The following is a 25,440-nucleotide window of genomic DNA, read 5'->3' as shown; positions in this document are numbered from 1 at the left end:
GGGGTCCGCAGCGGCGGGCCTCCTTAAAAACCGCTTAATTCACACGGTTGTCTGAACCGGGACAGATCGCTACACTCAGCCTCAAGAGGCGAGAGTGATAAGCAAAAATGTCCGAACCGGTTACCCAAGCTGAAATTGAAGACGTCCTGTCATCGATCCGCCGTCTGGTGAGCGAGGACAGTCGCACGGCTGATCCCCGGCTTGGCAAGGGGGGCGAGGTGGCATTGGCCGCCCAGATCGCCCAGCCGCAGCGGATCCACCGCAACACGGGCGTGCAGCCGAAAACGGACACCGCCAACAGCAGCCAGCCGGTAACACGGCTGGTTCTGACACCGGCCCTGCGCGTCCCTGAGAGCAAGCTTGCGCCCATCGCCGATACGCCGATTGCCGATACATTCGTGGCTGACAGGCCGATCACCCAGGATGCCAAGGACGCGGACACCGCACCGGTTTCGCAGCAGGCCTCTGATGCCGCGACATCCGGCAAGGCGCGTTTCGAGGCGCTGATGGCCGTTGATGCGATTGAGTTCTGGGATGAGCCGCAGGACCGTATCGCGCAGGGGCTGGCGCTGCATGACAATGATCCCGACCATGAGGATCTGGCGTTTTTCAACGGTATCGCCGCCGCAACCGCCGCTGATGCCGCCAAGGCTGCCGCTGATGCGGCGAAGCCCGCGCCGCAACCGGCTGCTGCTGCGCGCAGCGCCGACGCGCCCTGGACCGACCCCTCTGCCACGCTCTATCAGGCGGCGGCCACCACCGGCCACGCACCCGAACGCCGGCCCGAGACAGAGGCGCCAGCGGTTGTGGTGAAACCTCATGCCCAGCTGAACCCGAAGGTGGGCGCCGTGGTGCAGAAACTGGCCGAGATGGAGGCTGCAAACTCAGCCCGCCCCGTGCTCTGGGAGCCGGATGGCTCCCGCGATACGCCCTATGCCGGCAGCGATCTGGAGACCCTCGCCTGGGAGGATCAGGACAGTGACGCGGAGGCCGCTGAGGAGGTTCAGCTGGCCGCTTCGGCACCGCAGGCCGAGACCCCGGAGGAGAATCAGATCGCAGAACCGGAGGCGGGGATAGAGGCTGATAGCTCGCACCGCGAGGCGCAGGAGACGCCCGTCAGCGAAGACCCGGAAGAGATCACGGAGGAGGTCACGGAGGGCGCAGTTGCGGCGCAGGCCCCTGACAGTCCCCCCGACGGTCACCGCGATCTGGCCGAAACCGCTGTCACCGACACCGCGCTGGAGGCGCTGGCGGGGTTCAGCGCCGACGAGGGCATTCTGGATGAACAGGCCCTGCGCGAGCTGGTCTCTGAAATCGTCCGCGAGGAGTTGCAGGGCGCCCTGGGTGAGCGGATCACCCGCAACGTCCGCAAACTGGTGCGCCGCGAGATCCACCGCGCCCTGTCGGCCCAGAACCTGCTCTGATCAGATCCCAACCGATCCACTGGCGCGCGTCTCTGGCGACACCATAGCTGCGCTCATCGCGCCTATGCGCCCCGGACCGGTTCGGCCAGCGCCAGCAGCGCGTCCAGATCCATGCAGTCCTCCAGATGGGCCGCCAGCGCATCCAGCGTGGCCTCGACCCCGTCGTCATAGCCTGCGACACTCTCATGTCCCAGACCAGATAGGACCGACGCCCGGAACGCATCCGAGCTGAACAGACCATGCAGATATGAGCCGCGCACGCGCGCATCCGGCGATACGGCCCCTTCCAGACGGCCCTCAATGCTGAGCCAGGCGCGGGCGCAATCCGCGCCATCGGTGCGGCCCATGTGGATCTCGTAACCGCTGACCGGCAGATTGCCGTCGCGGGTCACCGCTTCGGTCAGCGTCACCCGCTTTTCGCCCGCCATCACGGTATGCACATCCAACAGGCCCAGCCCGGCCACCTTGCCCGGTCGGCCATCGACACCATCAGGATCATCAATTGTCTGCCCCAGCATCTGGTAGCCGCCGCAGAGCCCCATCACATGGCCGCCGCGCCGGTAATGCGCCAGGATATCAATGTCCCAGCCCTGCGCCCGCAGATAGGTGAGATCGCCAATGGTGGATTTGCTGCCGGGGATCAGAACCAGATCCGCGTCGCCGGGCAGGGCGCGCCCGGCGGGCACGATCTCAACCGTGACATTGGGTTCTGCCGCCAGCGGGTCGAGGTCGTCGAAATTCGCCATCCGCTCCAGCTGCGGCACCACGATCTTGCAGGCGCCCCCCCGGTGCGAGGCGATGTCCATCATGTCCTCGGCCGGCAGTTTCCAGGCCTCCCAGAACCAGGGGATCACCCCCAGCGACGGCCAGCCGGTGCGTGCGGCGATATCATCGCGACCGGCATCAAACAGGCTGCGGTCGCCGCGGAACCGGTTGACGGCAAAGCCCTTGATCCGCGCCAGATCCTGCGGCTCCAGCACCGTATGGGTGCCGACGATCTGTGCAATCACGCCGCCCCGGTGAATGTCGCCCACCAGCACCACCGGCACATCCGCCGCGCAGGCAAATCCCATATTGGCGATATCACCCCGGCGCAGGTTGGTCTCCGCCGGGGATCCGGCGCCCTCGATCAGGACCAGATCGACATCCGCCGCCAACCTGCGAAAGCTCTCCAAGGCGGCCTCCAGCAGGCCGGTCTTGTCGCGCATGAAGGAGCCTGCCGCCTGGGTGCCGCGCCGCTTGCCCTGTACGATCACCTGCGCGCCGGTCTCCGTCTCCGGTTTCAGCAGCACGGGGTTCATATCGGTATGAGGCGGGCGCATCGCGGCCCGTGCCTGCAACGCCTGCGCGCGGCCGATCTCACCGCCCTCGGGCGTGACCGCGGCATTGTTGGACATGTTCTGCGGTTTGAATGGCGCCACTGACAGGCCCCGGCGCACAAAGGCACGCGCCAGCCCCGCGACAATCATTGATTTGCCGACATTGCTGCCGGTGCCTTGGATCATGATGGCCCGTGCTGTCATGGCCGCCTCTTTCCCGCTGTTGCTGGTGTGATCTGTCACCTGTCAGCCATGGCGGATTTTTCGGGCCATGAAAAGCCCGGCGAGCGGCCGATTTCGCCATGAAACCGCCATCGCAAAAGAAAAAACGCGCCCCCCAGGACGCGCTTTTCTTTGACGGTTAACTGTCCGTCAGACTGGCAGGTCTGATCAGGCCGCTTCGGCCTGTGCCGCGTTGCGGCGTTCGCTCTCTTCGCGCGACAGTGCAACAGAGGTACGGACACCCCGGCCCACAAATTCCATCAGGCCGCCGACCACACGTTCGTTCGGGTCGATGCCTGCACAGCTCAGCACTTCGCGCCCGTCGCGCGACCGTGCCCACCGAGCGATCTGCTCGGGGCCGTTACCGTATTTCTTGTCATCAGCAATCGCATCGTCCAGCGCAGCCAATACCACCGCCGCAAACAGCTTGCGTGCCCGGTTGCCTTGCTCGTTGTTATATGCGGTGCCGTCAACGAAATCTCGCATCGTGCTTCCTTTTTGTTCTTGCTATTGCAATTTCGGCGTAGCGCTCCTTATGGCGGAATTGTGACGATTCGGATAGCCTTCATACGCATATCTTTTATGCGCAATTTGCATGGCTCCCCGGTCCCTCACACGACATATCGTTGTCTTGCCAGCCGACTCCCTGCCAGATATAGGGGCGGTTAACAGTTCATCAACCACCCGAGAGGGATTTTTGTCATGCCCAAAATCAACGGTAACGAGATCCGCCCCGGCAATGTTCTCGAACACAACGGCGGTCTGTGGGCCGCTGTCAAAGTCGATCACGTGAAGCCCGGCAAGGGCGGCGCCTTTGCCCAGGTCGAGATGCGCAACCTGCGCAACGGCTCCAAACTGAACGAGCGGTTCCGCTCCGCCGACAAGGTCGAAAAGGTCCGTCTGGAACAGAAGGACCAGCAGTTCCTCTATGAGAGCGACGGCATGCTGGTGTTCATGGATGCCGAAACCTATGAGCAGATCGAGCTGCCCGCCGATCTGCTGGGCGATCGCCGCCCGTTCCTTCAGGACGGCATGACCATCGTTGTGGAATTCCATGAATCCGAGGCGCTGAACGCAACGCTGCCGCAGAAAGTCACCTGCAAGATTGTCGAGACCGAGCCGGTGGTCAAAGGTCAGACCGCTGCCAACTCCTTCAAGCCTGCGATCCTGGACAATGGCGTCAAGGTCATGGTGCCGCCCTTTGTCGGCCAGGATGAGATGATCGTCGTCAATACCGAGACCATGGAATATTCTGAGCGCGCCTAAGCGGTTAGCGCCAACAGCTTCAGCAAATGAAAACCCCCGCAGGCTGTCCTGCGGGGGTTTTTCATGGTGTCACAACAGATGGCAGAGCCGATCAGTTGTAGTCGATTTCAATCTTGCGCAGTTCCAGGCTGTGGCCGCATTCGTCCATCATCTTGCCATAGGCGGCGGTGAACCCGGCCAGAGAGGCATCCAGAACCATCTCGCCCGCGCCATAGGGCACCACGGTCCGCACCTCCATCCGATCGCCGTCCTGCATCCAGAGAATGGTGTTCAGCGCATCCATCCAGCGGACCATGGCGCGCGCTTCGGCAATGCCTTCCTCGTTGATCTCGGCATCGGCGATACCGTAGAACACCGCCTTCTGGTCGATGATAAAGCCGATGGCCTGACCGTTCTGAACCTGCGTCGGATAATGGCGCGCGGCGCTCTCAAACAGCTCAAGCTGGGGGTAGGTTTCAGGCGGGCCGACATCGCCCTCGGTCACCGTGAGGCGCAGCAGCGGCAGCCCGTCGCCGCCGGTCCAGGCGGTGCAATCGCGCCAATCGTGCTCTTCGGTGACGCGCATATCGGCGGCGACGGACCAGTCCTGATATTCCCAGTAGTCACTGGAAAACGCGGGCAGGGGCAGCAGCGTCAGGGCAAGGCAGGGGAGCAATCGCATGAAATTATCCTCGTGAAATGATGTCTGAGACATAGCCGCCCGAGGCCGCGCTCCCGATATGACGTCGCGTCACGATCTCGGGTGGCGGCCACGGAATCGCCTCAGGTCTTAACCTGCCAGTGAACCCGTGCGTCCTGCGCACACATATCGTCGCCCGCACGGTCGAATCGCAGATAGGCAATCGCGTGTTCGCCCGACTGGGTGAACAGCGTCCCGACGGCTTTGTCGGCGCGGCGGATCTCGGTGCCGATGGGCGCGCTGCCCTCGATGGCAACGGTGGAAAGACCTTTGCGCAGGGTGGTCTTGTGTTTCATCCGGGCGGTGACCTCCTGGCCGACATAGCAGCCCTTGCGGAAATCGACGCCGTTCAGCCGCTCAAAACCGGCTTCCAGAATGTAGCTCTCCGGCCCCAGCTCGATGCCGGTTTCGGGGATGCAATGGGCGACCCGGATGGCGTCCCAGTTGCTGCCGTCCTCGCCGCTTTCGGTGCCATAGGCGCGCCAGCCCAGATCCGGGTGGCGCGGATCCGCCAGCGCGCCCTCAGGCGCCGGCCCGGTGCCCCGGCGCACGGCCAGATCGGTTTCCTCGATGGTGACCTTGGCGCGCAGCCGGTACATTGTCAGCCGTTTCGCCAGCCCCGCGGCGAGGCTTTCGTCCACGTCCACCAGCAGGTCATCGCCATCAGCGGCGACAAAGAAATCCGCCAGATATTTGCCCTGCGGGGTCAGCAGGGCGGCATAGACCAGCCCCTGATCCACCTTGGCGACATCATTGGTGATCAACCCCTGAAGGAAGTCGCGGGTGTCAGCGCCGGAAAGACGCAGGATGCGGCGGTTGGTCATGGGTCAGGCTCCTGAAAGATCACGAAGGCAATGTAGGTCGCGAGGCGGGCAAGGCCTAGCCGAACATGCGCCGGGCCAGTTTCTGGAACCAGCGCGGCTGGTCGCCGCCTTCGCTGAACTGTCTGGGCGCCTGCGCGGCGACGCCTGCGCGGTCCACCAGCGTTTTGCCGTCCTGAAACTGCAACCGGTAGAGATCGGCATAGATGCCGCCACGCTCCAGCAGTTCCTCGTGGGTGCCCTGATCCATCACACGGCCACGTTCCATCACCACGATCTTGTCGGCATTGCGGATGGTCGACAGCCGGTGTGCGATCACCAGCGTGGTGCGCCCGCCCGAGAGTTTCTCCAGCGCCTGTTGCACCACCTTTTCAGATTGCGCATCCAGCGCCGAGGTCGCCTCATCCAGCAGCAGGATCGGCGTGTCACGCAGCAGCGCGCGGGCAATCACCACCCGCTGACGCTGGCCACCGGACAGGGCCGAGCCACGCGGACCCACCAGCGTATCCAGCCCATTGGCGAGCTTTGGCAGGAAATCGGCCACATGCGAGGCTTCCAGAACCTCCTGTAGCCGCGCATCACTCACATCAGTGCGCCCCAGCAGGATGTTTTCGCGCAGGGTCTCGTCAAACAGCAGCGCCTCTTGGGTCACCACCGAGAACAGCCCGCGCAGATCATCCAGATCCATGTCCCGCACGGCGACGCCGCCCACGGTCACTGATCCTTCCTGCGGGTCCACCAGCCGGGTGAGCAGGTTGAAGATGGTGGATTTCCCGGCCCCGGAGGCGCCAACCAGCGCGGTGGTCTTGCCGGCCTCTGCCACCAGCGACAGTTCGCGCAACACATCCGAGTCGCCATAGCGCAGGGTGACATCGCTCAGCGCCACCTCGGGCAGGCCCTTGGGGGCGGGCACCGGCGTCTCCGGCGACACCAGTTTGATCGGCGAGTCCATCAGTTCCTTGATGCGTTCCATGGCGGCCGCCGCGGCCTGCCAGGTGCCGCTGATCGAGGCCAGCCGGCGCATCGGGTCAAAGGCCAGACCGATGGCGGTGAAAAAGCTCATGAACTCGCCCACGGTCTTCTTGCCCTCGATGATTTCGGCGCCGCCATAAAGCACCACGCCCATCACGCCCAAGCCGGCCATGATGTCGATCATCCCGGTGGTTGAGGCCACACCAAAAGAGGCGCGCACTTCGGAGCGGACAAACTGGTCCATATGGCCGCCGAAACGATCGGTCTGGTAGTCTTCGAGATTGTTCAGCTTGATCGGCACGATCCCGTGAAAGATCTCGTCGAGCCGGGTCGACAGCGAGGCCCCCAGATCGCGCGCCTGCGAGGCCTTGCGGCGCACATAGCGCTGTACGGCGGCCAGCGGCAACAGCAGCATCGGCAGGCCGACCAGCATGATCGCGGTCCAGCGCCAGTCAACGCTGATCGCCACAGCCAGAACGGCCACCATCTGCGTGACATCGCGGCCGGCACCGGTGATCAGCGCCTGCCAGACCGAATTGATCGCCATCACATCGCTCTGCACCCGCTGGATCAGGAAACCGGGCGGGTTCACCTGATGAAAGGACGGATCCTGCCGGATCAGCCGCGCCAGCATGTCCTTGCGCATATGGGCGGCGGAGGTCTGGGAAATCTTGCTGAGAATGACCTTCTGACAGACGCTGGAAATCCCGCGCATGGAGAAGATGATCAGAAACGCCAGGCTGACCCAGAACAGCGCCGTGGTATTGCCCGCCACAAACACCAGATCGAACATCGGCTGCATCATGTAGCTGAGGCCGCCGACGGTGCCGCCTTCGATCAGCATGAAGACGATCGCCAGTCCCAGAAGGCCCATGTAATGGCGCAGATAGCCGCGCCACAACCAGCCCAGCAGCTCGCGCGAGGACATGTGCTCGGGCTTTGACTTGATGGCCGGGGCCTCTGCCGTGGCGGGTGCCATCGCCCGCCTGGGCGAGGGGGCGGCATCCACCGCAGGGGCGTCCGGCGTGTCCGGCGTTGCGGATGGGGGCGTCGTCTTGGGGTCAGTCTGGGGCAAGGATCACAACCGATGTGGTTTTTTCTGGCGCTGACATCCACGTCAGGCCTGAGCCATTTAAGCAGCTGGGGGAAAAGGTGCAAGCATGGCGCGGGTTTCGCAGCCGATGGGCCAGCTCTGGGCGGCGGTAAAAACCGCTGCGTCAAATGCGCGTGCGGCGCCGTTGCAAGGGGTTGCAGCCACCGCAGACGCGCGTCACAGTTTGCCCAGATAAACATAGGAGTGCAGCATGACAGCGGGTGTTTCCCTTGCCGCGGGACGCGGATATCTGGCCATTCCCGGCCCCTCGGTCATGCCGGATGCGGTGTTGCAGGCGATGCACCGCCCGTCGCCGAATATCTACGCCGGTGAACTGGTGGAGATGACGGCAACCCTGATCCCGGACCTGCGCCGGGTGGCGCGCACCGATCATGATGTGGCGATCTATATCTCCAACGGTCACGGCGCGTGGGAGGCGGCGTTGCTGAACACCCTTCAGCCGGGTGACACGGTGCTGGTCGCCGCCTCGGGCCGTTTTGGCATTGGCTGGTCGGAAACGGCGGAGGCGCTCGGCATCAAGGTGGAGCTTTTGTATTTCGGCACCGGCTCGGCCTGGGACATGGACCAGATCTCCAGCCATCTCGCCGCCGATACCGCCCATCGGATCAAGGCGGTTCTGACGGTGCATGTCGATACCTCCAGCGCGATCCGCAATGATGTGACGGCAATGCGCGCGGCACTGGATGCCTGCGGCCACCCGGCGCTGTTGATGGTCGACTGCATTGCCTCGCTTGGCTGTGACCGGTTCGAGATGGACGACTGGGGCGTGGATGTGATGGTCTCGGCCTGCCAGAAGGGGCTGATGGTGCCTGCGGGCATGGGGTTTGTCTTCTTCGGGCCAAAGGCGGCGGAGGCCCGCGCCCGCCTGCCACGGGTCAGCCGCTATTGGGACTGGCAGCCGCGTGCCAACCCGGAGGAATTCTACCAGTATTTCGGCGGCACCGCGCCCACGCATCACCTCTATGGTCTGCGGGCCGCACTGGATCTGATCCACGGTGAGGGGATGGAGGCCGTCTGGGCGCGCCATCACCTGTTGGCGCAGGCGATCTGGGCGGCCTGTGACCGCTGGGGCGAAGGTGGCCCGCTGCGGATGAATGTGCAGGAGGTCGCTTTGCGGTCAAACGCGGTCACATCGCTGCACATCGGTGGCGATCGCGGCACGCGCCTGCGCAATTGGGTGGAACAGACCCTTGGGCTGACGCTGGGCATCGGCCTTGGCATGGCGCCGCCGAACAGCCCGGAGTGGCACGGGTTCCTGCGGCTGGGCCATATGGGCCATGTGAACGGTCAGATGATCATGGGGCTGCTGGGCGGGGTTGATGCCGGTCTGAAGGCGCTGGAGATCCCGCATGGATCCGGCGCGCTGGAGGCGGCCTCACAGGTGATCGCCGGGGGTGGCGCGGCATCTGTTGCAGACACATCAGAGAGAGGCAGCTGCTGCGGGTGATCCGCAGCAGGCCCTGACGCAGCCTCAGCCGTTGCGCGCCCGCTCCAGCGCGAGGGGCAGCGCGCGGGCAAAGGCGTCCAGCTGATCCTCCGGCCCGCAGCTGACCCGGATGCAGCGGTTTTGCGGCGCCGCAAAGGGCATCCGCACAAACACGCCCTGATCCACCAGACCCTCCAGCACCGATTTGGCAAAGGCACCGTCACTGCCACAGTCGATGGCCACGAAATTGGTGGCCGAGGGCAGGGGCGTTAGCCCATTGTCGCGGGCAATCTGCGCAATCCGGTCGCGTGCGGTGGCAATGCGGCCCAGCACCTCGGCCAGCCACGCCTGATCCTGCAGGGCCGCCAATGCGCCGATCTGAGCGGTGCGGTTCATACCGAAATGGTTGCGCACCTTGTTGAAGGCGCTGACCAGCCCGGCCTCTGCCAGCACGTAGCCCACCCGCGCACCGGCCATGCCATAGGCCTTGGAAAACGTCCGGGTGCGGATCACGCGGGGATCGTCGATATCTATCGGCAGGGCAGTGCCCTCGGGGGCGCAGTCGATATAGGCCTCATCCAGCAGCAGCAGGCAGCCCTCTGGTAGGGCGTCCATCGCGGCCAGCAGATCAGCGCCGCTGTGCCAGCTGCCAATCGGATTGTCGGGATTGGCGAGGTAGACCAGCTTGGCATCCACCTCGGCGGCCTTTGCAAAGAGCGCGGCGGGGTCTTCGTGGTCGTCCTTGTAGGGGACGGTATGCAACAGGCCGCCAAAGCCCGCGACATGGTAGTTGAAGGTCGGATAGGCGCCAAGCGAGGTCACCACCGCATCGCCTTCGCCAATCAGCAGCCGCACCAGATAGCCGAGCAGCCCGTCGATACCTTCGCCGATCATGATGTTCTGGGGCGCAACACCGTGATGCGCGGCCAGCGCCTCGCGCAGGTCATGGCTCTCGGCGTCGCCATATTTCCAGATTTCGCCCAGCGAGGCCTGCATGGCCGCAATCGCCTTGGGCGACGGGCCAAAGATGTTTTCATTGGCGCCCAGCCGCGCCGTGAAGGGCGCGCCGCGCTGGCGCTCCTGGGTTTCCGGCCCGACAAAGGGGACAGAGGCGGGGAGGGAGTGGGCAAGCGGGGTGTAGCGTGGCTGTGTCATGGGCTGAGATAACGTGATCCGGTGCGTCCGGGCAAGCGCGTCGCTTTGCCCCGGCGTTACGCTGGATCACTGCCGGGATCCGGGGCAGTCTGCCGCCAACGGAAATTCCAAGAAGGAGGGCGCCGAGATGGCACGGGTATCGGTAGAGATCGAAGACCATATTGCACGGGTGACATTGACCCGCGGTGACAAGATGAACGCGCTGGACAGCCAGATGATCGAAGAGATCATTGCCGCTGGCGAAAGCCTGATGGACAGCAAGGCGCGGGTGGTTGTGCTCTCGGGCGAGGGCAAGGCGTTCTGCGCCGGCCTTGATCTGATGAGCTTTGCCCAGATGGGGATGAAAGACCCGACAGAGTGGCTGATGAGCCGCTCTCATGGCGATGCCAATCAGGTGCAGCAGGTGGCAATGGTCTGGCGTCGCCTGCCGATGCCGGTGATTGCGGCGATCAACGGCGCGGCCTTTGGCGGCGGTCTGCAACTGGCGCTGGGGGCCGATATCCGCATTGCTGCACCCGATGCGCGGTTTTCAGTGATGGAGATGAAATGGGGGATCGTGCCGGATATGGGCGGCATGGTGCTCTTGCCGCGGCTGCTGCGCTCCGATGTGCTGCGGCGGCTGACCTATACGGCGGAGAAAGTGTCGGCGCCGCAGGCGCTGGACTGGGGGCTGGTCACCGAGCTGGCCGAGGATCCCATCGCCCGCGCCCATGAACTGGCGACAGTGATCGCCGGGCAAAGCCCCGCCGCCATCCGCGCGGCAAAAACGCTGATCGAGACGGCCGAGGCCAGCGCGGATCGCGCCGAGGTGCTGCTGGAGGAATCCCGTGTTCAGGTCGGTCTGATCGGCAAGCCTGAGCAGATGGAAGTGGTCGCCGCCCAGATGCAGAACCGCGCGCCTAAATTCGACTGAGGCCGACGTCAGCCAGTCAGTGCAATGAAAGAGAGCCGCGCCGGGATTTGACCGGCGCGGCTCTTTACCTTGTTGTCTGTCCCCGTCAGGGGCGGCGTGATCGTCAGATCGAGGCGCGGTAGATCTTGTCGATGTTGGAGCCAAGCGCTGCGTTGTAGTCGCTGTCGCTCATCGCGACATTCAGACCTTCGGTCAGGGCGCGGCTGAAGGAGGCGATCATCGTGCTGTTCTTGGCCAGCTTTTCGCAGGCGTCATCGGTGGTATATCCGCCGGACAGCGCAACAACGCGCACCACATTGGCATGGGCGGCGAGATCGTCATAGAGACCGGCCTCGGTGGGGATGGTCAGTTTCAGCGCCACTTTGGTGTCGGCGGGCAGGGCGTTCAGCTCGTCCAGAATCGCAGCCTTCAGCAGGGTTTCCGCCTCGGCTTTGGTGGCGGAGTTGATGTCCACTTCGGGTTCGATGATCGGCAGCAGACCGGCAGCGGCAATCTGGCGGCCGACGATGAACTGCTGGCCGACGACGTTCTTGATGCCGGTGGCATTGGCGCCCTTGATCACCGAGCGCATCTTGGTGCCGAAAATCCCGGCCTGTACCGCGCGCGACAGCAGCTGATCAAGATCGGGCATCGGTTTCATGGTCTGGGCGTCGTCCGCCTCATCCGCGAGGCCCTTGTCGACCTTGAGGAAAGGCACTACGCCGCAATTGTCCCACAGGTAGGCAGGCACCGGGATGCCGTCGATTTCGGCATCCATGGTTTTTTCAAACAGGATCGCGCCGAGGATCTTTTCGCTGTTGAAATCCGGTGCGGTGATGATGCGGGCACGCATTTTCTGGATTTCGCCGAACATCTCGTCGTCATTGCTGTAGGCGTCTTCGGTCACGCCATAAAGCGCCAGCGCCTTCGGGGTTGACCCGCCGGACTGATCGAGCGCCGCAATGAAGCCCTTGCCGTTTGCGATGCGATCGAGCTGAGCAGTCTGGGTCGAGGTTTCTTGCGCCATAGGTCGGGTCTCCACGAAAAGGGATTGTCTGTCTGGCATCGTCTATACCGCGCCTGCGGCAGGAAACAACTATCTGTATCAAGTGGTTGCGCTAACGCCTCCGCTAACAGTGACGCGACCGGGCGGCGGTTCGGCGAAACATCGCAGGCAGGCATATCCGTCAGGCGTTCGCACGCAAAAAAGGCAGACCGGGGTGGTCTGCCTTTTGGTGTGTTTCAGTCAGGCCCGATGCGTCGGGCGCTGTGCCGATCAGACCAGCCGCGAGGCTTCCTTGGCGGCGCGGACGAAATCGTCAAACAGCGGGTGCGGCTCAAACGGTTTCGACTTCAGCTCGGGGTGGAACTGTACGCCGATGAACCACGGGTGATCCGTCCATTCGACGATTTCCGGCAGGCGACCATCCGGCGACATGCCGGAGAATTTCAGGCCACAGGCTTCCAGCTGCTCGCGGTATTTGGTGTCCACCTCATAGCGGTGACGGTGGCGTTCCTCGATCCGGGTGGTGCCATAGACCTCGGCCACCTTGGAGCCTTCGGCCAGCGTGGCGTTGTAGGAGCCCAGACGCATCGTGCCGCCTTTGTCGTCATCGACCTTGCGCGCCACGGTGTGGTTGCCCTGCACCCATTCCTTCAGGTGATAGACCACCGGTTCAAAGCGTTTCTTGCCTGCCTCATGGTCGAATTCCTCGGAGCCGGCCTCCGCGATGCCCGCGACATTGCGCGCAGCCTCGATGACGGCCATCTGCATACCCAGACAGATGCCGAGATAGGGCAGCTTGTGCTCGCGCGCATATTGCGCGGCCTTGATCTTGCCCTCGGTGCCGCGCTCGCCAAAGCCGCCGGGCACCAGAATGGCGTTATAGCCTTGCAGGTAGGGGGCGGCGTCTTCCTTGTCGAACAGCTCGGCATCGACCCATTCGATCTTTACCTTCACGCGGTTGGACATGCCGCCATGGGTCAGCGCCTCGGCGATGGATTTATAGGCGTCTTCCAGCTGGGTGTATTTGCCGACGATGGCGATTTTGACCTCGCCTTCGGGGTTGTAGATGCGATCGGCCACATCTTCCCAGCGGGTCAGATTGGGTTTCGGGGCCGGCGCAATGCCAAAGGCATCCAGAACCGCCTGATCGAGACCTTCGCGGTGATAGGCCAGCGGGGCCTCGTAGATGGACTTCAGATCCTGCGCGGCAATCACGCTGTCGGCGCGCACATTGCAGAACAGCGCCAGTTTTTCGCGTTCCTTGTGCGGGATCGGCCCTTCGGAGCGGCAAACCAGGATATCCGGTGCCAGACCGATGGAGCGCAGCTCCTTCACCGAGTGCTGGGTCGGCTTGGTCTTCAGCTCGCCGGAGGCCTTGATATAGGGCAGGAGGGTCAGGTGCATGAAGATACACTGGCCACGCGCCTTGTCATTGGCGAACTGGCGGATCGCTTCAAAGAAGGGCAGCCCCTCGATGTCGCCGACGGTGCCGCCGATTTCGCAGAGCATGAAATCAACCTCATCTTCACCGATGGAGATGAAGTCTTTGATTTCATTGGTCACATGCGGAATGACCTGAATGGTCTTGCCGAGGTAGTCGCCGCGACGTTCCTTTTCCAGCACGTTGGAATAGATCCGGCCCGAGGAGACCGAGTCGGTCTTGCGGGCGGCCACGCCGGTGAAACGTTCGTAGTGACCGAGGTCGAGATCGGTTTCGGCACCGTCATCGGTGACGAAGACCTCGCCATGTTCGAAGGGGCTCATCGTGCCCGGATCGACGTTCAGATAGGGATCCAGTTTGCGTAGGCGGACGGAATAGCCGCGCGCCTGCAAAAGTGCCCCAAGAGCGGCGGATGCCAGCCCTTTGCCCAGAGATGATACAACACCGCCAGTAATGAAAATGAAACGCGCCATGTCTGTTCGGCTGCCCCCGTGAGAAGTCAGAATTCAGCTGCCCGGCGGTTGCAGAAACCGCAGCATCACGGGGCTTTACATATAAAGGATTCGCGCAAAATGCGCAAGCAAGCCGCAAGATGCTGTTACGGCTGCTTTTGTTCATTCTAAGTGTAGTGGATCCTCGCGAATCCCGCGTCAGACGCTCTGGTCTTGCCGGATCTGCCCGAAGCGCAATTGGCTGTCGGGCTGATCCGAGGGTCCGGGCCGGGTGGCCGGATTAGTCTGCGCTGGGAACCAGCGGTGCATTGTCACCCTGCACCGGCGGCAGCAGGTCGCTGCCCAGCGGGGTGTCGGGTGTGTCGGCAGCGCCTTCTGCGGCAGGCGCCGAGAGGCGATCTGCAACCGAAGAGCCTGCGGATTTCTGTGCTGCCAGAATGGTCAGCGTGATGGATGTGGCGATGAAGGCCACGGCCAGGATCCAAGTCACCTTGCTCATCGCGGTGGCTGCTGCACGGCCGGACATGGCCCCGCCACCGCCGCCGCCCATGCCAAGGCCGCCGCCTTCGGAGCGCTGCAAGAGGACAACGGCAATCAGCCCCAGGGCCAGAAGAAGATGGATGATGAGTACGACGTTTTCCATAGGATCCTACGGCGGTTGGCTGAGTATCGGGCGGTAAATAGGGAAGATTGCTCTGAGGGGCAAGGGCTCAGTTTGCCGAAGGGCGGAGAAGGCGGACCTGCGGCGTTTCGGGCGCATCAAATCCGCAGAAAACGGCGCATGAGAGGTCCGGCTGCCGCGGCTGCGCGCGGGCATCACGGCTGGTGATCGGGATCATGACGGATTGTGACTGGACAGCTTTGCACCGCTGCGGGCAGTCTCGCCCTATGCCTCATGATCACGCAGACGCCCCGCATAGCCTGTTGCCCCCGGACCCCGCCCTGCGCGTCAAGGCGCTGGAGACGGTGCTGACCCGAAAGGGGCTGATTGATCCGGCGGCGCTGGATGAAATTATCGATACCTATCAGAACCGTATCGGCCCGGCCAATGGCGCCCGCGTGGTGGCGCGGGCCTGGGCTGATCCTGAGTTTCGGGCGCGTCTGCTGGCTGATGCCGATCCGGTGCTGGCGGAGCTTGGGTATTATGGTCGTCAGGGTGAACATATGGTGGTGGTCGAGAACACTGCGCAGCAGCATAACATCGTCGTCTGCACCTTATGCAGCTGTTACCCCTGGCCTTTGCTGGGGATCCCGCCGGGCTGGTACAAATCCGACGCCTACCGCGCCCGAGCGGTACGCGAGCCGCGCAAGGTGCTGGCGGAATTCGGCGTGAGCCTGCCCGACGGCACCGCGGTGCGGGTCTGGGATTCCACCGCTGAGGTCCGTTATCTGGTGCTGCCGATGCGGCCTGCGGGCAGTGAGGGGCTGAGCGAGGACGCGCTGGCGGCGCTGGTCAGCCGCGACAGCATGATCGGCACCGGTCTGGCGCAGCTGCCCGAGGAGGCAGCGACATGAGCAGGCTGCATGACATGGGCGGGCGATTCGGGGACGGGCCGGTGGTGCCCGAGGCAGAGGATGCCCCGGTCTTTGCCGAAGAGGTCTTTGCCGAAGACTGGCACGCCCGTGCCCTGGCGGTGACGCTGGCCTGCGGCGCGCTGGGGCAGTGGAATATCGACACCTCGCGCCACGCCCGCGAGCGGCTGGCACCGAAGGATTACACGCGGTTTTCCTACTACGAGAAATGGCTGGCCGGTCTGGCGACGCTGTTGGTGGAAAAGGGTGTGCTGAGCCGCGCGGATCTGGCGACAGCCGAGGCAGGGGGGCGTCAGAAAGACGGCACGGGCGCAGAGGCCGTGGCCCCGCATCCGCTCGCTGCCCGTGCGCTGAAGGCATCGGATGTGGCCGCAACCCTCGCCAAGGGCGGACCGGCGGACCGGCCCTCTGATGTGCCGGTGGTCTTTGCCCCCGGCGATGCGGTGCGCTGTCGCCGCCCCGGTGGCAACCGGCTGGTGGCGGGCGGTCACACCCGATTGCCCGACTATGCAGTGGGCGCCAGCGGTCGCGTGCTGCGCCTGCATGGGGCGCATGTTCTGCCGGACAGTGCCGCACATGGTCTGGGGGAGGCGCCGGAGCCGCTTTATGCGGTGGTGTTCCCGGCGGCCGAGCTGTGGAGCGCGCCGGAGCATCCGCGCGACGAGGTGGTTCTGGACCTGTGGCAAAGCTATCTGGAGCCGGCATGAGCAGAATTGACACGCCGGTGGCAGAGCGCCCGGAACCGGCCTTTGAACAGCCGTGGCATGCGCAGGTCTTTGCGCTGACGGTGCATCTGAATGAAAGTGGGGCGTTGTCCTGGGGCGACTGGGTGACGCGGTTTTCTGCCAGCCTGCGCCGCTATGGGCTGGAGCGCGATCTGAACGGGGGCGAGGATTACTTTGCCGTCTGGCTGGAGACGCTGGAGATGTTTCTGGCAGAGACAGGCCGGGTGGCCCCTGTCGATGCCGAGGGGATGCGCGCCCGCTGGGAGGCGGCCTATCTGTCGACGCCACATGGCATGCCGGTTGAGCTGCCTGCGGATTAGTCGGGCGAGTGGCCGGAAATATCGTCTGCGGAGGGCCGGGCGCAGCTGCACCGGTTCGGGGCGCCACCGCCACGGCTGATGGTGCGGCGCGGGGAGATCCGCACCGGGTCTGGGTCGTTCCGGCCTGTGTCGTTCGGGTCTGTTTGTCGGTCTCGTCTCGGTTGCGGTCTCGCGCTGTGCCAAAAACAGGGATGGCGGCGCCGCCGGTGGAGGTGGACAGGCCCGGATGGGGCCTGCGCAGGCAGGATATCCTGACACGCCCCCGATGGGATCGGGGCCGGTCTCCTGTGCGTGTGGGTGCGCCGGGCTTAAGTGACCCTGACGCGGGGGATCGATCCGCGTCCAGACTGACATATCCTGGTCCCGAAGGGGTGAAGAGGGCGCGCGCTGCGGACGCAACGGCCCTGCGACGGGCGCTCCACGCACAACAGCGCTGCGCGGCGGCCTGATCGTCCATTTTCGCCACGCAGCAGGGGGCTTTGCCGTGGATTCCCGCGCCTGCGACGAAAAACCGGTTCCCCTGTCTGCGCGGTCTCGTTATACGGAGCGTCGGTTTCAACCAGCATACATGAGGACCTGAGATGGCCAATGTCGTGGTAGTCGGCGCCCAATGGGGTGACGAAGGTAAAGGCAAGATTGTCGATTGGCTCAGCGAACGCGCTGATGTCATTGCGCGTTTTCAAGGCGGCCATAACGCCGGTCATACGCTGGTGATCGACAGCAAGGTCTACAAGCTGCACGCGCTGCCCTCGGGCGTGGTGCGTGGCGGCAAGCTCTCGGTCATTGGCAACGGCGTGGTGCTGGACCCCTGGCATCTGATGAAGGAGATCGAGACCGTGCGCGCCCAGGGCGTGGATATCTCTCCCGAGACGCTGATGATTGCGGAGAACACGCCGCTGATCCTGCCGCTGCATGGCGAGCTGGACCGGGCGCGCGAAGAGGCGGCCTCCAAGGGCACCAAGATCGGCACCACCGGTCGTGGCATCGGCCCGGCCTATGAGGACAAGGTGGGCCGTCGTGCGATCCGTGTCGCGGATCTGGCGGATGAGGCGACCCTGGTCGCGCGTGTTGATCGTGCGTTGCAGCACCATGATCCGCTGCGCAAGGGTCTGGGCATCGAAGCCGTGGATCGCGACGATCTGATCGCGCAGCTGAAAGAGATCGCCAAGGATATCCTGCCCTTTGCCGCACCGGTGTGGAAAGTGCTGAATGAAAAGCGCAAGGCGGGCAAGCGGATCCTGTTTGAGGGGGCGCAGGGTGCGCTTCTGGATATTGATTTCGGGACCTACCCGTTTGTGACCTCCTCCAACGTGATTGCCGGTCAGGCGGCAACCGGTGTGGGTATTGGTCCGGGCTCCATCGACTATGTGCTGGGCATCGTGAAGGCCTATACCACCCGTGTGGGCGAAGGCCCGTTCCCGACCGAGCTGCTGAATGCGGATGGCACCCCGGATGCGGATGGCGAGCGTCTGGGCACCCGTGGTCATGAATTCGGCACCACCACCGGCCGTCAGCGCCGCTGTGGCTGGTTTGATGCCTGCCTTGTGCGTCAGACCTGTGCCACCTCCGGCATCACCGGCATTTCGCTGACCAAACTGGACGTATTGGACGGGTTCGAGACGCTGAAGATCTGTGTCGGCTATGAGCTGGACGGCGCGCGTCTGGACTATCTGCCGACCGCAGCCGACCAGCAGGCGCGCTGCACCCCCATCTATGAAGAGATGCCGGGCTGGAGCGAGAGCACCGAAGGGGCGCGCAGCTGGAACGACCTGCCTGCCAATGCGATCAAATACGTCAAGCGCGTGGAAGAGCTGATCGACTGCCCGGTTGCGCTTTTGTCCACCAGCCCGGAGCGGGACGACACCATTCTGGTGACCGATCCCTTTGCCGACTGATGTCGGGCGAGGGTGGTCTGAGCTATAAGGCGCGGCGGCGCTGGGCGCTGGTGATCCTGTTGATTGGCATGCCGGTCTATATCGTGCTGGCGGTCAATGTGATCAGCTGGCTGGACCGGCCGTCGCTGCTGGTTGAGCTGATTGTCTATGTGCTGCTGGGTGTCCTGTGGATTCTGCCGTTCAAATTCGTCTTTCGCGGTGTCGGCAAGGCGGATCCGGATGATGCGGATCAGGATCAGGGCTGAGGCGCCGGGATGACAGCCGGGGAGGGGCGCTGCCCCTCTTGACCTGACGGTCAATTCACCCCGGAGTATTTCGGGAAAGATGACAGGTCGGCAGTGTCACGCCGGGCTGGTCTCAATCTAAAAAGGCGGCCTTTGGGGGCCGCCTTTTTTAGTGTCATCTGGGTCGGGGATCAGCCTGCGGCGCGGTTGCCAGGCTGGAAGCCGATCTGGCCGGAGGCGGTGAAGCGGCCATTGTCGGCGCGTTCGATCTTGCCCTCGCGCAGGAGCTGGCCAAAGCTGCGCAGCCCGTCCTCGCGGTTGAAGTCGGTGCCATCGACATCGCGGACCTTGTTCATCAGCTGCGGACGCGAGAAGTGATCGCGGCCTTCGACAAAGCTCATGTAGGCGGCGGCGGCTTCGAGAAGTTCGGCCAGTTCCACGGCGCCGGATTTCGCAGCATAGGCCGCAAAGCCGCCGTCGCTGCCGCTGTTGCGCGGGGCCTCTTCGGCCAGCACGGCGGCGGAGACCCGGCGCGGGCGCACGGGGGCGGCGGCGCTGTCGTCGATGCGCTGTTCCTGGACCAGTTGCAGCGGTGCGGGGCGGCTCGCCGGTTTGGCGGGCCGCTGGTCAGCGGTCTCGCGGGATTCGGGGCGGCGCGGGCGCACCACGCTGGCCAGATCGTCACGGTAGACCTGGGCGTCGTCCTCGGCCTCCAGCGCGCCACCGGCGGAGCGCTCGGTCGAGGCCGCAGCCATGACCGCGCGCAGCTGGCTGTAGGTTTCGCGCGAGGTGGTGTTTTCGGGGTCTTCCAGGCGTTCGTCAGCGGCGGCCATCAGACGGGCGATATCGCTGTCGGCGGTGCTGGTGGCGCCCCGTCGGGAGCCGGGCGCCACGGCGGCGGCGGCCTCTGCGGCGCTGTTGAGCGGTGCGTCAGTGCGAGGCGAGGCGCGCACAGCTGCGGCCGGTGCGGCGCTGTCCTCGTCCTCGTCATCCTCGTCGTCAAAGAAGGCCTCATCATCATCGCTGCCCAGCAGATCGGCCTCGACGGCGGCGAGTTCGGCCAGCAGTTCGGCCTCGTCATCGGGTGAGAGGCTGCTGTGGGTTTCTGGGCGGGTCTCTGGTCGGGCCTCGGATGTTTCGGCGGCCTCGGGCGCCGGGGCGGCGGGTGTCGCCGGAGGGGTATCGGGCACAGTCGCGGCGGCGGTGTCGTCGAGTTTTTCCAGCGTGCCATCGGCCATGGCGCCTTCGATATCGCGGCGCTTGATCCGCAGCACGCGGCCACGTTTGCGGGGCGCGGCGGTTTCGGGCGCGGCTGGGGTCTCGGCAGCGGTCTCGCTCTTTGAGGTTTCTTCCGGGGCGCGCTCGGCCTGCTGGACCTCTGCCTGCTGGACCTCTGCCTTCGCAGGCTGTGGCTGGGCAGTTTCCGACAGGGGCGCGACCCTCTCGTCGAGATCGCCCTCAAGGCTGTCGGCCTCGGTGTCATCCGTGGCGCTGCTGCTGTCGGCGAAGAATTCTTCGGCGCCTTCGGGGACGTTGGGCACGCTGGGTGTGGCAGGAACTGACGGGGTGTTGCCGAGGTCGAGCCGGTTCAGCGCAGCGGCGATGGCGGCGTCATCCTCGTCGTTTTCGTCGAGCTCCTGCGCTGCGATCTGGCCATCTGCGGCGCGCGGAGCGTCGACGGCATCGTGATCGGCGGAGAGCGCGTTGGTGATTTCCTTGACCGCCTCTTCGCGGGCCTGTTCGGCGTGCTGGTCTTCGGTGAACTCATCAACCGGGGTCTTGGCCACAACAGCGCGGATGCGGCGCAGCTTGGCGGCGATGCTTTCGGCGTTGGTCTCGGCATCGGCCGTGGCGGCCGTACCGCTATCGTCTGGGGCATCCTGGGCCGCGAGGGCCGAGGCGGCAGCGGCTGCCGGGGCCGCGGCGATTCTGGCGGCGGCAGAGGTGGGTGCGGTCTGCTGGACCGGCTGCAACTTCACCTCAGCCACAGGCGTCGCCGAGGGCTCTGACAGCGGCGCGCGGGCTTTGGGCGCGCTGGCCGGGGCGGTGCGGGCGGTGGGGTCTGTCGGTTCGGCAGCGCTGACAGGGGCCGGGGCAGCAGGGGCGGCGAGGGCGCCGGTGGCGCGATGCTGCGAGGTTTCTTCGCTGGGCTGCTGGGCAGCGGGGCGGGGCGGTGTTGCGCTCTGCGGCGGTGCGGTCTGTTGCGGCGGCGGCGGCAGGGTGGCGGCGCGCAGGTGGATGCCCTCGGCGCTGGTGCGCGCCTCGACCTGGCGGGCGACCTCACGCTGGGCGATGCGCGCCAGCATTTCGGCGTCCGGCTGCGGCGGTTCGGCCCCGAAGTAGCGGTCATCGGAGGCCAGATCGCGGAAATACTCCGCAATGGCCTTCATCGTGCCGAATGAATCGTCGAACCCCTCCAATGTGCAGGAAAAAGTCCCGTAGGAGACTGTCAAAACCTTATTGTTCTGTACCATCGGATAGGTGTCCTCGCCAAAGTCAGTGCCGTCTACGTTGACCGCCCAGGGGGTCAAATTGCGCCCGAATCCGTGCAATTGATCGTATCATTTTGTGTCCACATTGTGGTCTGTTTCCTTTTCTGCGAGTAATCCCAGCATGAAAGAGCTGATTGTTGAACGGTTTGAGCCGGTAACCCTGGTCGGGGCGGGCGCGGTGGATCCCGGGGATCTGGAGGCGGCGCTGGCGCTGGCACCGGTGCTGGTGGCGGCGGATGGCGGCGCAGCCCATGTGCTGGCGGCGGGGCATCGGCCGGTCGCCGTCATTGGCGATCTGGATTCGCTGTCGGCGGATGTGCAGGCGCAGCTCGCCCCCGGCACGCTGCACCATGTGGCCGAGCAGACCACGACGGATTTCGACAAGGCGCTGCGCGCGATCTCTGCGCCGGTGGTGCTGGGGGTCGGGTTTCTGGGCGGGCGGATTGATCATCAGCTGGCCGGGTTCAATACGCTGATGCAGCCACATCCCAGCCCCTGCGTGCTGCTGGGGCCGCAGGAGGTGGTGTTTCATCTGCGCGGCGAGATCGCCCTGCCGCTGGTGGCGGGGGAGGTGGTCTCGCTGTTTCCGATGCAGCGGGTGAGCGGCTGGTCGGAGGGGCTGGAATGGCCCATCGAGGGCTTGCAGCTGGATCCGATGGCGCGGGTCGGGACCTCCAACCGGGCGACGGGGCCGGTTCGGATCCGGGCCGATGGGCCGGGGCTGCTGGTGATCCTGCCACGGGCGCGGCTGGGCGTGGTGGTGGGTGCGCTGGCTGCTGGCTGAGGCTGGCGGGTCAGACGGCCGGCTGTTCCGGCGCGATGGGCGGGTCGCGGGTGAGCAGCGCAGCCCGCTCGGCGGCACTCTTGCGGGATTGGATCTGACGCTCGCGCAGGATCACGAAGAGGCCGGCCGCAACGGTGATCACAATCCCTAGGGCGGCGATGCCATTGGGCAGGTCGGCAAAGATCCACCAGCCAAACAGTGCGGCCACCGGAATCTCCAGATATTGCATCGAGGCGAGAGTCGCGGCAGGCGCGTAACGCAGGCTCCAGGTCATCAGCAGATGGGCGGCGGTGCCGAGGCTGCCGATGGCGGCCAGCAGCCCCCATTGTTCGGCGCTTGGCGTCACCAGCGACAGGGCGGGGATGTCCGTGACCTGTCCCAGCAGCAGCACCGGCAGCAGCATGACACAGGCCATGGTGCCGGAGACCGCCTGAAGGCCAACCGGATCGGTGTCCTTGGCGATCTGGCGGGTGACCAGCATGAACAGGGCAAAGACCACGGCAACCATCAGGGGCCAGAGCGCATGCAGGCCAACGGCTGCAAAGCTGGGCTGAATGACCAGAAGCGTGCCGCCAAAACCGACGATGCAGGCCAAGAGGCGCATCATGCCGACCTCTTCGCCAAGCACGTATTTGCCCAGAAGCAGCATGATGAAGGGCATCACAAAGGCGATGGCCACCGCATCCGCAAGCGGCAGGTATTTGAGGCCGGTGAACATCGCGCCGATGCCCGCGATATGCAGCAGCGTGCGCAGGAAGGTCAGCCAGAGCACGCGGCCCCGCATCCGCCACAGGCGCCCTGTGGCCCAGATCAGCGGCACCAGCAGCAGGACCTGCGCGGCAAAGCGGACAAACAGCAGCTGCCCCAAGGGGATATGAGCGCCCAGCAGTTTGGCCACCGCGTCACCCAAGGGGGCGACGATACAGAAGCCGAGCATGAGCAGGATGCCTAGTGAGGGGCGGTCATGAGTCATAACGCCACGCTAGGCGTGGTGGCGGGGGGATGCAAGTAGGGGTTGAATCCGGCTGCGAAACCCCTGCGTGGATCGGGCCGCAATGGGCCCGATCCTGTGGGATTATGGTTCAGCAGTTCGGCACGTTCACGGCGAGGCCGCCGAGGGAGGTTTCCTTGTATTTGTCGTGCATGTCGGCGCCGGTCTGGCGCATGGTCTCGATACAGGCGTCCAGCGGCACGAAGTGCTGGCCGTCGCCGCGCAGGGCCAGCGACGCGGCGGAGACCGCCTTGATCGCCGCCAGACCGTTGCGCTCGATGCAGGGGACCTGGACCAGGCCTTTGACCGGATCGCAGGTCATCCCGAGGTGATGCTCCAGCGCGATCTCGGCGGCGTTTTCCACCTGTTCGGGCGTGCCGCCCATCACCGCACAGAGACCTGCGGCCGACATCGCGGCGGCGGAGCCGACCTCGGCCTGGCAGCCGGCCTCGGCGCCGGAAATGGACGCGTTGTATTTGACCAGCCCGGCAATGGCGGCGGCGGTCAGCAGGAAATCCTCAACATGGGATTCGGACGCGCCCGGTACGTGGTCGAGATAGTAGCGGATCACCGCCGGCAGGGTGCCTGCGGCGCCATTGGTGGGGGCGGTCACGACCTGACCGCCGGCGGCGTTTTCCTCGTTCACCGCCATCGCATAGACGCTCATCCAGTCATTGATGGTGTGCGGCGCGTTGATGTTCATGCCACGTTCAGCCAGCAGCGCATCGTGAATGCCCTTGGCGCGGCGGCGCACCTTGAGGCCGCCGGGCAGGATGCCGTCGCGCTCCAGTCCGCGGTTGATACAGTCGTTCATCACCTGCCAGATGCGGGCGGTGCCTTTGGTAAGGCTCTCTTCGCAGCCGCGCGCGATTTCGTTGGCGCGTTTCATCTGGGCGATGGATTTGCCGCTGGCCTTGGCCATCTCCAGCATTTCGGCTGCGGATTTGAACGGGTAGGGGACCGGATCGCCTTCGTCGGTGGCCTTGCCTGCGGTCAGCTCTTCCTCGGTGAGGACAAAGCCGCCGCCAATGGAGTAGTAGACCTGTTTCAGGATCACGTCGCCCTGGGCATCGGTGGCCATCAGGATCATGCCGTTGGCATGGCCCGGCAGGGCGTGATCATAATCGAAGATCATGTCGGCCTTGGGGTCGAAATGCAGCGCGCCCAGACCCTCGGGGTGCATTTTATGGGTCTTGTCCAGCTCCGCCAGAAAGGCCTCGGCCTTGGCGTCGTCATAGTCATGAGCGACAAAGCCGCCAAGCCCGAGGATGGTGGCGCGGTCGGTGGCATGGCCGACACCGGTGAAGGCAAGCGAGCCATGCAGCGAGGCGCGCAGCCCGTGAAAGTCGAAGGGCGAGGTGCGCATCAGGTCCAGAAACTTCGCGGCGGCCACCATCGGCCCCATCGTGTGAGAGGAGGACGGGCCAATGCCCACTTTGAACATGTCGAAGACGGAGAGAAACATTAGGTCGCTGATCCTTCTGGCGGCTGCGCGAGATGTGGCTGTGTAAACGGGGTCGGGCCAAGGCCTTCGGCCCTGGCGGCAGTAACTGTGCTGGCGCGGGTCTCAAGCCGGGAGAGCAGCCGGGCGAGGTCCGGGGTGTCGCTCAGCCGGAACCAGCTGCGGTCGCTGTTGCGCGGATAGAGCGCCATCCAGCGCATCATGCAGGCCAGATAGAGCGCAAGTGCGCTGGGACCGGCGCGATCATCGCTGGCGGAGGGACCGATGAACAGGGGCGGCACGGTTGCGCAGGCGGCGTCCAGATTGCGCAGATGCGTCGCGATGCGGACCTTTAGCATGGCCTGAAGCCGGCGCTGGTCGTCCGGCGCCGCACCGATGTATTTTTCAGGATAGAACAACATGCGCAGATCGGCATGAAGCGTGTTGGAGGCATGAAACAGCCACTTCAGGAAGGCGGCGCGCTGCGGGCTGTCGGGGGCGGGCACCAGCGCCGTCTCGGGGTGTGTGTCGCCCAGCCACAGCAGGATGGCGGCGGTTTCAAAGATCGCACCGTCGGGGGTCTCCAGCACCGGGATCAGCCCGGTGGGGTTGAGCGCACGATAGGCAGCGCCATTCTGCGCACCGGCGCGGCGGTCGACCAGCGCGGTGTCATAGCTGAGGCCCATCTCTTCCAGCGCCAGCCGGATCACCAGCGAGGCATTGTCGGGGGCGTAATGCAGGCGATACTTGTCCATCGTGGAACCATTCTAAGATCTCCGCCGCCATGGGTAACGCCCGTTTCCGACGTTTCCAATAGGAAACACGCAGTTTGCGCAGAAGCTGGCA

Annotated in this window: 23 protein-coding genes; 10 read left to right on the top strand and 13 right to left on the bottom strand. The window is 64.7% G+C overall.

The genetic code is table 11. The features are described from left to right. Positions 1 to 107: 107 nt before the first annotated feature. Positions 108 to 1,424 carry a hypothetical protein gene (locus VWY34_RS17460; RefSeq protein WP_416546465.1) on the top strand — a complete coding sequence of 439 codons (1,317 nt, stop codon included), beginning with the start codon at positions 108 to 110 and terminating at the stop codon, positions 1,422 to 1,424. Positions 1,425 to 1,486: 62 nt separating this feature from the next. On the opposite strand, the gene VWY34_RS17455 is transcribed toward VWY34_RS17460, so the two are convergent. Together VWY34_RS17455 and VWY34_RS17450 are read right to left on the bottom strand one after the other, a co-directional pair. Next, on the bottom strand, positions 1,487 to 2,947 hold the full coding sequence (locus VWY34_RS17455; protein ID WP_416548763.1) for a cobyric acid synthase: 1,461 nt from the start codon (positions 2,945 to 2,947) through the stop codon (positions 1,487 to 1,489). A gap of 186 nt (positions 2,948 to 3,133) precedes the next feature. Continuing rightward, positions 3,134 to 3,451 (bottom strand): DUF6280 family protein, encoded by a 318-nt coding sequence (locus VWY34_RS17450; RefSeq protein WP_008207990.1) that lies wholly within the window; start codon positions 3,449 to 3,451, stop codon positions 3,134 to 3,136. Between the two features lie 216 nt (positions 3,452 to 3,667). On the opposite strand from VWY34_RS17450, the gene efp reads away from it, so the two are divergent. Further along, positions 3,668 to 4,231: an elongation factor P gene (gene efp / locus VWY34_RS17445; protein ID WP_340546151.1), complete on the top strand. Its 564-nt coding sequence runs from the start codon at positions 3,668 to 3,670 to the stop codon at positions 4,229 to 4,231. A gap of 91 nt (positions 4,232 to 4,322) precedes the next feature. Here efp and VWY34_RS17440 read toward each other — a convergent pair whose 3' ends face one another. The 3 genes from VWY34_RS17440 to VWY34_RS17430 form a co-directional block, all read right to left on the bottom strand. Continuing rightward, positions 4,323 to 4,892, bottom strand: a complete 570-nt coding sequence (locus tag VWY34_RS17440; protein ID WP_340546150.1) for a hypothetical protein — start codon at positions 4,890 to 4,892, stop codon at positions 4,323 to 4,325. Positions 4,893 to 4,993: 101 nt separating this feature from the next. Beyond that, on the bottom strand, positions 4,994 to 5,734 hold the full coding sequence (locus tag VWY34_RS17435; protein ID WP_340546149.1) for a folate-binding protein: 741 nt from the start codon (positions 5,732 to 5,734) through the stop codon (positions 4,994 to 4,996). A gap of 55 nt (positions 5,735 to 5,789) precedes the next feature. Next, on the bottom strand, positions 5,790 to 7,631 hold the full coding sequence (locus tag VWY34_RS17430; RefSeq protein WP_416535135.1) for an ABC transporter ATP-binding protein: 1,842 nt from the start codon (positions 7,629 to 7,631) through the stop codon (positions 5,790 to 5,792). Between the two features lie 376 nt (positions 7,632 to 8,007). Here VWY34_RS17430 and VWY34_RS17425 point away from each other — a divergent pair, with 376 nt between their 5' ends. Beyond that, complete coding sequence (locus tag VWY34_RS17425; protein WP_416548764.1) at positions 8,008 to 9,264, top strand: pyridoxal-phosphate-dependent aminotransferase family protein; 1,257 nt, start codon at positions 8,008 to 8,010, stop codon at positions 9,262 to 9,264. Positions 9,265 to 9,288: 24 nt separating this feature from the next. Here the strand turns inward: VWY34_RS17425 and VWY34_RS17420 are convergent, their stop codons facing one another. Further along, complete coding sequence (locus tag VWY34_RS17420) at positions 9,289 to 10,398, bottom strand: pyridoxal phosphate-dependent aminotransferase (RefSeq protein ID WP_416546463.1); 1,110 nt, start codon at positions 10,396 to 10,398, stop codon at positions 9,289 to 9,291. A 127-nt stretch (positions 10,399 to 10,525) separates the two neighbouring features. On the opposite strand from VWY34_RS17420, the gene VWY34_RS17415 reads away from it, so the two are divergent. Continuing rightward, positions 10,526 to 11,311 carry a crotonase/enoyl-CoA hydratase family protein gene (locus tag VWY34_RS17415; protein ID WP_416535045.1) on the top strand — a complete coding sequence of 262 codons (786 nt, stop codon included), beginning with the start codon at positions 10,526 to 10,528 and terminating at the stop codon, positions 11,309 to 11,311. 103 nt (positions 11,312 to 11,414) lie between these two features. Here the strand turns inward: VWY34_RS17415 and VWY34_RS17410 are convergent, their stop codons facing one another. The 3 genes from VWY34_RS17410 to secG form a co-directional block, all read right to left on the bottom strand. Beyond that, complete coding sequence (locus VWY34_RS17410; protein WP_416535046.1) at positions 11,415 to 12,317, bottom strand: fructose bisphosphate aldolase; 903 nt, start codon at positions 12,315 to 12,317, stop codon at positions 11,415 to 11,417. 249 nt (positions 12,318 to 12,566) lie between these two features. After that, entirely contained in the window at positions 12,567 to 14,210 is a 1,644-nt protein-coding gene (locus VWY34_RS17405) for a CTP synthase (RefSeq protein WP_340546144.1), read from the bottom strand. A gap of 259 nt (positions 14,211 to 14,469) precedes the next feature. Next, a complete protein-coding gene (gene secG, locus VWY34_RS17400; RefSeq protein ID WP_340546143.1) occupies positions 14,470 to 14,832 on the bottom strand; it encodes a preprotein translocase subunit SecG in 363 nt (120 codons plus the stop codon). A 245-nt stretch (positions 14,833 to 15,077) separates the two neighbouring features. Between secG and nthA the strand changes: the two genes are divergently transcribed. The 5 genes from nthA to VWY34_RS17375 all read left to right on the top strand — a co-directional run bounded on the left by nthA (position 15,078) and on the right by VWY34_RS17375 (position 18,907). Next, positions 15,078 to 15,704, top strand: coding sequence for a nitrile hydratase subunit alpha (gene nthA, locus VWY34_RS17395; RefSeq protein ID WP_416546461.1), 627 nt, complete (start codon positions 15,078 to 15,080; stop codon positions 15,702 to 15,704). Next, complete coding sequence (gene nthB / locus VWY34_RS17390; RefSeq protein WP_416541259.1) at positions 15,701 to 16,429, top strand: nitrile hydratase subunit beta; 729 nt, start codon at positions 15,701 to 15,703, stop codon at positions 16,427 to 16,429. Before nthA ends, nthB begins: the two co-directional genes overlap by 4 nt. Then, complete coding sequence (locus VWY34_RS17385) at positions 16,426 to 16,767, top strand: nitrile hydratase accessory protein (protein WP_416546459.1); 342 nt, start codon at positions 16,426 to 16,428, stop codon at positions 16,765 to 16,767. The genes nthB and VWY34_RS17385 overlap by 4 nt, the downstream gene beginning before the upstream one ends. A 581-nt stretch (positions 16,768 to 17,348) precedes the next feature. Beyond that, positions 17,349 to 18,662 carry an adenylosuccinate synthase gene (locus VWY34_RS17380; RefSeq protein ID WP_340546139.1) on the top strand — a complete coding sequence of 438 codons (1,314 nt, stop codon included), beginning with the start codon at positions 17,349 to 17,351 and terminating at the stop codon, positions 18,660 to 18,662. After that, entirely contained in the window at positions 18,662 to 18,907 is a 246-nt protein-coding gene (locus VWY34_RS17375) for a DUF2842 domain-containing protein (RefSeq protein WP_340546138.1), read from the top strand. The genes VWY34_RS17380 and VWY34_RS17375 overlap by 1 nt, the downstream gene beginning before the upstream one ends. A gap of 170 nt (positions 18,908 to 19,077) precedes the next feature. Here the strand turns inward: VWY34_RS17375 and VWY34_RS17370 are convergent, their stop codons facing one another. Next, complete coding sequence (locus VWY34_RS17370; protein WP_416546457.1) at positions 19,078 to 21,360, bottom strand: chemotaxis protein CheA; 2,283 nt, start codon at positions 21,358 to 21,360, stop codon at positions 19,078 to 19,080. A 139-nt stretch (positions 21,361 to 21,499) separates the two neighbouring features. Between VWY34_RS17370 and VWY34_RS17365 the strand changes: the two genes are divergently transcribed. Next, positions 21,500 to 22,162 (top strand): thiamine diphosphokinase, encoded by a 663-nt coding sequence (locus VWY34_RS17365; protein ID WP_416546455.1) that lies wholly within the window; start codon positions 21,500 to 21,502, stop codon positions 22,160 to 22,162. A 10-nt stretch (positions 22,163 to 22,172) separates the two neighbouring features. Here the strand turns inward: VWY34_RS17365 and VWY34_RS17360 are convergent, their stop codons facing one another. From VWY34_RS17360 to VWY34_RS17350, 3 genes are all read right to left on the bottom strand, one after another. Beyond that, complete coding sequence (locus VWY34_RS17360; RefSeq protein ID WP_340546135.1) at positions 22,173 to 23,135, bottom strand: DMT family transporter; 963 nt, start codon at positions 23,133 to 23,135, stop codon at positions 22,173 to 22,175. 109 nt (positions 23,136 to 23,244) lie between these two features. After that, on the bottom strand, positions 23,245 to 24,618 hold the full coding sequence (locus tag VWY34_RS17355) for an L-serine ammonia-lyase (protein ID WP_416546453.1): 1,374 nt from the start codon (positions 24,616 to 24,618) through the stop codon (positions 23,245 to 23,247). After that, positions 24,618 to 25,349, bottom strand: coding sequence for a glutathione S-transferase family protein (locus VWY34_RS17350; protein ID WP_416546451.1), 732 nt, complete (start codon positions 25,347 to 25,349; stop codon positions 24,618 to 24,620). The genes VWY34_RS17355 and VWY34_RS17350 overlap by 1 nt, the downstream gene beginning before the upstream one ends. Positions 25,350 to 25,440 lie beyond the last annotated feature (91 nt).

The organism is Phaeobacter sp. JH20_02 (assembly GCF_048056915.1).
Classification (GTDB): Bacteria; Pseudomonadota; Alphaproteobacteria; order Rhodobacterales; family Rhodobacteraceae; genus Phaeobacter; species Phaeobacter bryozoorum.
This window is presented reverse-complemented; position numbering and strand designations above follow the sequence as displayed.